Source organism: Boseongicola sp. (assembly GCF_057460485.1).
This window is the reverse complement of sequence record NZ_JBVCWP010000186.1, coordinates 1-7396: the sequence shown is the minus strand read 5'-3', so window position 1 is coordinate 7396 and position 7396 is coordinate 1. Positions and strand designations below refer to the sequence as shown.

Here is a 7396-nt window from a genome sequence, read left to right as displayed (position 1 = left end):
GCTGTATGTGCCCGACCGCATCGACGAGGGCTACGGGCCGAACGAACCGGCGATGACCGAGTTGGCCGCAAAGCATGATCTGATCGTTTGCGTGGACTGCGGAACGGTAAGTTTCGCAGCCATTGCGGCCGCCAAAGGTGCGGATGTGGTGATCCTTGATCACCACTTGGGCGGAGAAACTCTGCCGGATGCTTTGGCCGTGGTGAACCCGAACCGGCAGGACGAAAGCGGAGATTTGGCGCATCTTTGCGCGGCAGCCGTGGTGTTTATGGTCTTGGTGGATGCGAACCGGCGTCTGAAAGCGCGCGGGACCAAGGGGCCGGACCTGATGTCGATGCTGGACCTTGTGGCGCTGGCAACGGTGGCCGATGTGGCCCCGTTAATCGGAGTTAATCGCGCGCTGGTGCGCCAGGGTCTGAAGGTCATGGCACGGCGCGCGCGCCCCGGTCTGGCGGCTTTGGCGGATGTAGCGAACCTGTCGTCACCGCCATCTGCCTACACGCTTGGGTTCGTGTTCGGGCCGCGTGTCAATGCAGGCGGGCGCGTGGGGCGCGCTGATCTTGGCGCGCGCTGTTTGTCGACGCGCGACCCGCACGAGGCGCAAAGCCTCGCCGAAAAGCTGGACGCTTTGAACACTGAACGCCGGGAAATAGAAAATGCCGTGCGAGACGCCGCACTTGAGCAAGCCGAGGCACGCGGTCTTGAAGCACCGCTGGTATGGGCAGCCGGCGAAGGCTGGCATCCGGGCGTCGTCGGGATTGTGGCGGCACGCCTGAAAGAGGCGCCAAACCGACCTGCCGTCGTGATCGGGCTGGACGGCGACGAGGGCAAGGGCTCGGGGCGGTCTGTGACCGGTGTGGACCTTGGGCATGCGGTACAGAAACTGGCCGCTGAGGGGCTTCTTTTGAAGGGAGGCGGGCATCGGATGGCCGCCGGGCTGACTGTGGCGCGCGACCAGCTTGAGGCCGCAATGGCCCGGCTGTCGGAATTGCTGGCCAAGCAAGGCGCCGGAGCCAGTGGCCCACGCGATCTGCGGCTGGATGCCACGCTTATGCCGGGGGCCGCCACGGTCGAGCTGATCGAGCTGATCGAGGCGGCTGGCCCTTTCGGACAAAGCGCCCCCGCCCCGCGATTTGCCTTTCCCGCCGCAAAAATTCTGCACGCCAAACAAGTGGGTTCAGGTCATTTGAAAGTCAGCGTCGGCGACGGACTTGGCGCGCGCCTTGATGCGATTGCCTTTGGAGCCTTTGACAGCGACCTTGGACCCACTTTGATGAACCACGGCGGCGCGCGGTTCCATCTTGCCGGGCGGCTTGAGATTAACCACTGGGGCGGTCGGCAAATCCCTCAATTGCGGCTGGAGGATGCCTCAAGGGCAACCGAGTGAGCGCTCCTGCCCCACTGTGGTCGCAGACATCAAAACCGTCCGCATCGTGGGCCGCGGAGACATCGCCGATGGACGCAGTTTTTGCAGGTTCGGTAAGCGGCGCAGGCGCACCTGCACATGCCGTAGCGCGCCGAGATCACTGACAGTGCAAATATGTGCAAGAATCCTCTTGCCCTTCCGAAGGAGTTTGCCTAACTAGCGCTCCACGCACTGTGGCCCGTTCGTCTATCGGTTAGGACGCCAGGTTTTCAACCTGGAAAGAGGGGTTCGATTCCCCTACGGGCTACCACGCGCTGAATTCCCCTTATTTACGTGATTTACTGGGCTTTAGGTATAGATTTAGGTATAAATGGGGCGGATATTCAGTGGCAAATTACCTGATTAGGCAGGGCAATTGTCAACGCCGGACTAAAACCGCACCAAACGCCGGAGCAAAAGTGCGCCACTTGGCTGGTTCTGGCCGGAGTAAAAATGCGCCACTTTGTTAGATATAGGTTTGTCCATAGTCACACATAGCGGAGCGCCCCCAAATAGCGCCGAAGCTTTGCGGAGCTGTGGTCAAACCGGGCGCGGCGTTTGTTATTCAGGTTTTCTTCGACTGGCGGGAGTGTTTGAGGCGGGAGCTGTCGCCGTTCATTTCCAGAATGTGGACATGGTGGGTCAGCCGGTCGGAAAGTGCGCCTGTGAGGCGTTCTCACTCTGGTTCACTCTGCCGTCGTCGATACCAGCAGTATCATCATCGCGGCGTTCATGTTCAGATGTCGACCATGGTCATGGTCGGGATCGGGATCATAGCGTCAATGCATAATTGAGGTCATCGTGTTCAAACGCTGGCACCATGCGGGCGATCTCATTTTGTGGCGCTTGCCGACGCTGCGCATAGTGTCGCCAGTTGCGTATTACCAAGGCGCACTCACCTATGATCTCATTGGCTTCAGCAAGGTTCCGAACAAAGAATTCCGAAACGTTTTGAAGAAGTTGAAGCGAGGCGGTCGCGTCGTCGTAGTCGATGCGCGTCTTGAGTATTCGGGGTCCATCAGGAACTGGGTTGAGGTCATAACACGGGCTCAGTGCCCATCCTTGTCGCCCGCGCCATAGAAAACCGTGATTTCGAAGGTGATCGTCGGTGTTGCTGATCAACACGCTGAACGCGATGCGACGGAAGAGTTCATTAAGATCATCATCGGGAACAGCACCATGATCGGTAAGTGCATCAACTATCTCCAAGTAACTACCATCATCATCGCCATCATTGTGTTCCGTCATCGCCATGGCGCTCATGAACGGGATGCGCTGCCCATCGATGCGGTCGAACCGCTTCGTGATAAAAATTGGACCGCTGTCGCTCGCCGCAAGGTCGTATTCGATGACGTTAATGCCGGCGTCCTTTGCCATATCCAACGCAATGGCCTCCCAACGCGAGATAGCGTAGGCGTCAGTCTCTTTCGGGAACTTTGCTATGGACAGGTTGCCGTGCTGATCGAACACCGAAGCCTTTGGGCGCGCGCCGCCGAGTGAAGAACCCGGCGCGAAGATCATGAGGAGGTCTTCGTCGGTCTCTTCGCCTCGAAGAATCCGCTGTGAGGCGCTTAGAAGATCGGCAAGTGCAATTGTGGTCGGAACACCGCGTGTCTGTGGTGACTGAAATTCTTCGTCGCCTTCAAAACGGAAGCGTAGGGCTCCCAAGCGAGTTTCGTCGGAGACGCCCAGTAGATAGTCCATCTCGTGAAGCGTTCGTGCCGGACGGCCCGCTTGTTCCGCAAGACGCCGTTCGTTCCGGCGCATAAGCTCACGTCCCCATGTATCCGGGGCACTGTCGCCGAGAGTACCGAACATCTCTTTGCCAGCCGGAGGCGCAAGGCTTCCTCGGCTTAGGGGAAGAGAGGGGTCGAACTGGAATGCTTCTGGTGCTGTCAGCCAATCTGGGTCGTGCTCGTAGGTGACGCGCTCGCGCCGAGGGCCAGCGCGTCGTCGCAGCAGTCCTACCCGCCGACGTTCCCCGTATGCATCGAGGAACACTTCAACGTTGCTCATGTTCTTCGCCCTCGCTGGGGTAGCTGCTCATCTGTAAGCTCAGTGTCGAGCGGGTCAGTGAAGTTGGCGAACTCCTTCAACAGCCCAAGAGCTTGCATGACCAGCAAGTACGATGCGATGCGCACGTTCGGTTCGCCGCCCTCGATCCGGCGAAGGGTGGGTATCGATATCCCGCCTCGCTCGGCAATGAGCTCCATCGGCAAGCGCCGCACTAAGCGTGCTCGTTTGAGCTTCCTTCCAAGACTGCGAAGCTCTCTCTTAGTTGCGGGCGTGATCTTAGTCGAGGCAGGCATAACAGCACACATGGTTTCCCTTATGGTATATAAACTAATATCTGTGTTCTGTTATTGCAAGTGCTAAGAATTACGTACGAGAAATCAAAAACGACGAACATCAAACGACGCAACAGAGCACCCACATTCTGTTAGGCCAAATAAAATAACACACATGTTCTATTATGAAGATCTCAAGATCGACTCCGAGTGGAAGCCTGCTGCAGTGTGATGTCGGACGGCCCAGAACCTGATGTTTGGACCCACTGCCTTTTCACCCTCGCGAGACAGTCCTCTGCGTGGCACGCTCTCATGTTAACCCATTGAGAGCATTGAGCTGCATATGACTTGCAGTGGTACACTCTTCCCCCTATTTTATTGAGGTCATCGCGGCTTCTTGGAGCCCCCTACGGGCTGCCACACACTTGTTTCCCGAAAACCTTATTATGTTGGGCGTATTGACCTTAGGTGTCCGACGTTTTTCAGGCCGTGGTACACCTTTGTTATCCCGGGCAGCGTCAACGCGATCTGCAGCCTGTTCAGCGAGGCGTGCGCGTTTGACGCGTTTGGTATAGATCGCCGTCTTCGCATCGCTGCGAGACAGGTGAGCCATGACTTCTTAAACGGAACCGCTTTGCTCCGCGATGACTTTTGCGCGACGCTTGCAAATACCGTGTTGAGGCCGAGTTGCCTTCAGCAACTCCTCACCCTGTCGATTGATCACGGATTCACAAAGACCCGCCTGTTTGACCCGTTTTCTGGCCCGATTGTCTAGGCTCCCAGAGGACGCGAAGGGTCTTCCATACTCCGTCAGGAGATAAGCTGGTGTATCCTCGGAGAGATTAGCAAGTTCGACCATCACGTCTTTGGACATCGGCACGCGGACCGGTTCTGATCCACGCTTGCCCGGCTGCCATGCAACGTAAAACCGGTTGCCACCTCATTGTGCGGTCCCAAAAGATGTGTGTCTCTGATCCTGCCAGCGGCGTTTTGAGCCAGCAAAAAGTCCAGAAGCCAATACGCCTCAGCGCAAGCAAAGCCAGCGGACGATCCCGTCTATTTAGGGCAGCTTGTAGCGCGTCAACCACCTTGTCCGGAACCACCATGACCGGTTTTGAGGCCGCCGGGGTTGGCGTGTCGTTCGGTGTTTTGGGTTAGGTTTCTCTTTCGTTCTGGTTGTCGCTGATGGTTGTCGCTGACGCTATGGTAAACGCTGCGCAATCAGCGGCTGCGATGCAACTGAAGCGTTTGAGGCAGCTCATATATCGCCTTACCTTGGTGAGGATACTAACCATACGCAAAACGGAATCCTCCTTCGCGCTGATCTGCACTCACTCTTCGACCTAGGATTGATCTGTGTTGAACCTCAGAGGAGGTCCGTTCGGCTCGCACCGAGCCTCAAGGGCGCATCATACGAAGCGTTGGATGGTCGCAAGATCAACTTACCAACCGAACGAGTATCCCACCCAAGCGCTAACGCGCTCGCTCAGCACATGCAGTGGGCGGGCCTCGAAGAGCAATAAACACGACGTTCGCGCCAACGTGAAAAACTACGACCTCTCAAGAACGACCGTTGCCGACAACGATCGGACGAACGAAGGAACGAAGGACTATGAGCTATTGCAAACGACAAAGAGGACGAATGTGGGCTGCAACGACCGTCATCATGCAGATGATCGGGATCATGGTGGGATAATTATTTAACGATCCGTACCATGATCGTCAGTTTCGTGCTTCACATGGCATAAAATCTGCCTATTCATGCCTTTTATAGCACGTATTATTTAATTATCGTGCCAAAATAAACACATTAATTTATTAAACCGTGCTATAAAAAGCATGCTTTTATAAAAATATGTGTTATACAGTACACGTTTAATGCAAGACTACGTGTCTTACTTAGCACGAAAGGTGTGCCATGAGGAATGTAAAAAGCACAGCGAGACGCAAAAATAGCGAGGCAATAGATGCAGTTAGCCGTGCACTCTCGCAACACCTCCACAGGCGCGGCTGGATCGAGCGGTTCCGCGCAGCGCTCGGCATGTCCATAACAGACTTGGCGGCAAAAGCGGGGCTGGACCGATCAGTAGTTTCGCGCGCCGAGCAACGCGAGAAAGATGGCAATATCACGATTAAGCAGATCGACAAGATTGCTGAGGCGATGGGGGGCAAGCTTGTGTACGCGATTATCCCCAAAGAAGGTCGCGTTGAAGACCTCGTCATGGAGCAAGCACGTAAGAAGGCTAGCCGAGTTGTCCGGCGCACCCGCGCTCACATGGCGCTGGAGGCGCAGTCGGAGGGTCTCCAGAGCCAGGAGGACGCTATAGAGGAACTCGCCTCCGAAATGGCGCGCGAAATGGCCCGTGGTTTCTGGCGGTGACTGAGATACTGAACCAGCCCATGGGCGCCAGTGATCTCACTCCAGACGAGCTGAAGGGGCTAAAGGTGCCGGGCATTACGACCCACCGCGAGTTGAACGAAGTCGAGGCGGTCAACATCGAGCAGGGGCTACTTTGGCTAGATCAGAGGCCGCGAACTTTCGATCTACTGACGGATGACGCAGCCAAGGAGATCCATCTGCGCTTGTTTGGGGGTGTCTGGAAATGGGCCGGTGAGTATCGCCTGACCGGGAAGAACATTGGCGTTAACGTGGGGCATATTTCAACGGAGATGCGATACTGCTTGGACGACGCAAGAATGTGGCTTGACCGTGAGGTTTATCCACTTCCGGAGTTGCTTGCGCGCTTTCACCACAGACTTGTGAAAATTCACCCATACCCCAACGGCAACGGCCGCTGGTCACGTATAATGACAGACGAACTGCTGCGTCGCATCGATGACGACCGATATCTCAATTGGTCCAGGGGCGGCAGCCTTCAAACAGAGAACACACACAGGCGCAGATACATCGATGCTTTACGCGCGGCAGATCAGTACAACTTCGACCTTGTCACCGAATTCATTGGCGATGCGTTGGAGTAGTGTGACTTGTTCAGCCGGTCTGCCGTCCTCCCCGAGTGGTCGAAGTAGATGAGCAGCAGAACTATCCCTTTGGGCTCGTCTCGGTCATTGTCGGTGGCTTGGAGGAATGAGCGTTTCCCGCTCAAAGAGGACTCGTGATACAAGACCTCAGTTTCTGGCAGCTTGACCGTTCCGAAAAGCACTCTGAGCAACGGTCCCGCAATGTCCTTGCCAATGTTGGCAGTGGTACACGCTAGGTCTAACCCATTGATCGCATTGAACTGCATTCGACCGATCGTGGTACAGCTAACCTCTTATTTCATTGGGGTTTTCGTGGCTTCTTGGAGCCCCCTACGGGCTACCACTTACCCCCTAATTATTCTATTAATATAGACAATTGGGTATTATGGCACCGTCAGGGGCACTGCGCCGCATCTTTCCAGTGCCTTCATACCTGTATGAGAGCAGTGGACGTTCTGTTTCAATTGTCAGTGACCTTGCAGATCATGCCACTTCTTGCTTTCATTTTAAGCCCGCCTTCCCCAAGTAGTCCGATGTTTTCGCGCCTCTGGAAGCCACTAATGTGTTATGTTTCAGCATGTTAATAGGGTTGAAGGCGGCATATCATGGATCACCCAAAGGGTGCAGGCGAAACGGGAAATGTTCGGCTTGGATTTGACCGTCGCGTGCGGCTGGAATTTCATGGATCAAAGATCAGTTCGGACGGTGGTCTGCTGTTGTT

At 55.8% G+C, this 7396-nt stretch carries 5 protein-coding genes, 1 tRNA gene and 1 pseudogene; 5 read left to right on the top strand and 2 right to left on the bottom strand.

The features are described from left to right. On the top strand, positions 1 to 1387 hold a 1387-nt coding region (recJ, locus tag AC221Y_RS17125), incomplete at its 5' end, for a single-stranded-DNA-specific exonuclease RecJ (RefSeq protein ID WP_486707831.1). A 214-nt stretch (positions 1388 to 1601) separates the two neighbouring features. Further along, positions 1602 to 1676: transfer RNA gene (locus tag AC221Y_RS17120), tRNA-Glu, on the top strand. Positions 1677 to 1970: 294 nt separating this feature from the next. On the opposite strand, the pseudogene AC221Y_RS17115 reads toward AC221Y_RS17120, so the two are convergent. Both AC221Y_RS17115 and AC221Y_RS17110 read right to left on the bottom strand, forming a co-directional pair. Then, a pseudogene (locus tag AC221Y_RS17115) lies at positions 1971 to 2081 on the bottom strand (ATP-binding protein); the annotation flags it as partial. A 95-nt stretch (positions 2082 to 2176) separates the two neighbouring features. After that, complete coding sequence (locus tag AC221Y_RS17110) at positions 2177 to 3421, bottom strand: type II toxin-antitoxin system HipA family toxin (protein ID WP_486707830.1); 1245 nt, start codon at positions 3419 to 3421, stop codon at positions 2177 to 2179. A gap of 1492 nt (positions 3422 to 4913) precedes the next feature. Here AC221Y_RS17110 and AC221Y_RS17105 point away from each other — a divergent pair. The 3 genes from AC221Y_RS17105 to AC221Y_RS17095 all read left to right on the top strand — a co-directional run bounded on the left by AC221Y_RS17105 (position 4914) and on the right by AC221Y_RS17095 (position 6675). Further along, positions 4914 to 5216, top strand: a complete 303-nt coding sequence (locus AC221Y_RS17105; protein ID WP_486707832.1) for an HNH endonuclease — start codon at positions 4914 to 4916, stop codon at positions 5214 to 5216. A gap of 395 nt (positions 5217 to 5611) precedes the next feature. Then, positions 5612 to 6073, top strand: coding sequence for a helix-turn-helix domain-containing protein (locus AC221Y_RS17100; RefSeq protein ID WP_486707829.1), 462 nt, complete (start codon positions 5612 to 5614; stop codon positions 6071 to 6073). Beyond that, entirely contained in the window at positions 6070 to 6675 is a 606-nt protein-coding gene (locus AC221Y_RS17095) for a mobile mystery protein B (protein WP_486707828.1), read from the top strand. The genes AC221Y_RS17100 and AC221Y_RS17095 overlap by 4 nt, the downstream gene beginning before the upstream one ends. Positions 6676 to 7396 lie beyond the last annotated feature (721 nt).

Excerpts from the sequence above, each read along its gene's own strand:
- AC221Y_RS17110 (WP_486707830.1), bottom strand. The coding sequence starts at position 3,421 with ATGAGCAACGTTGAAGTGTTCCTCGATGCATACGGGGAACGTCGGCGG.
- AC221Y_RS17100 (WP_486707829.1), top strand. The coding sequence starts at position 5,612 with ATGAGGAATGTAAAAAGCACAGCGAGACGCAAAAATAGCGAGGCAATA.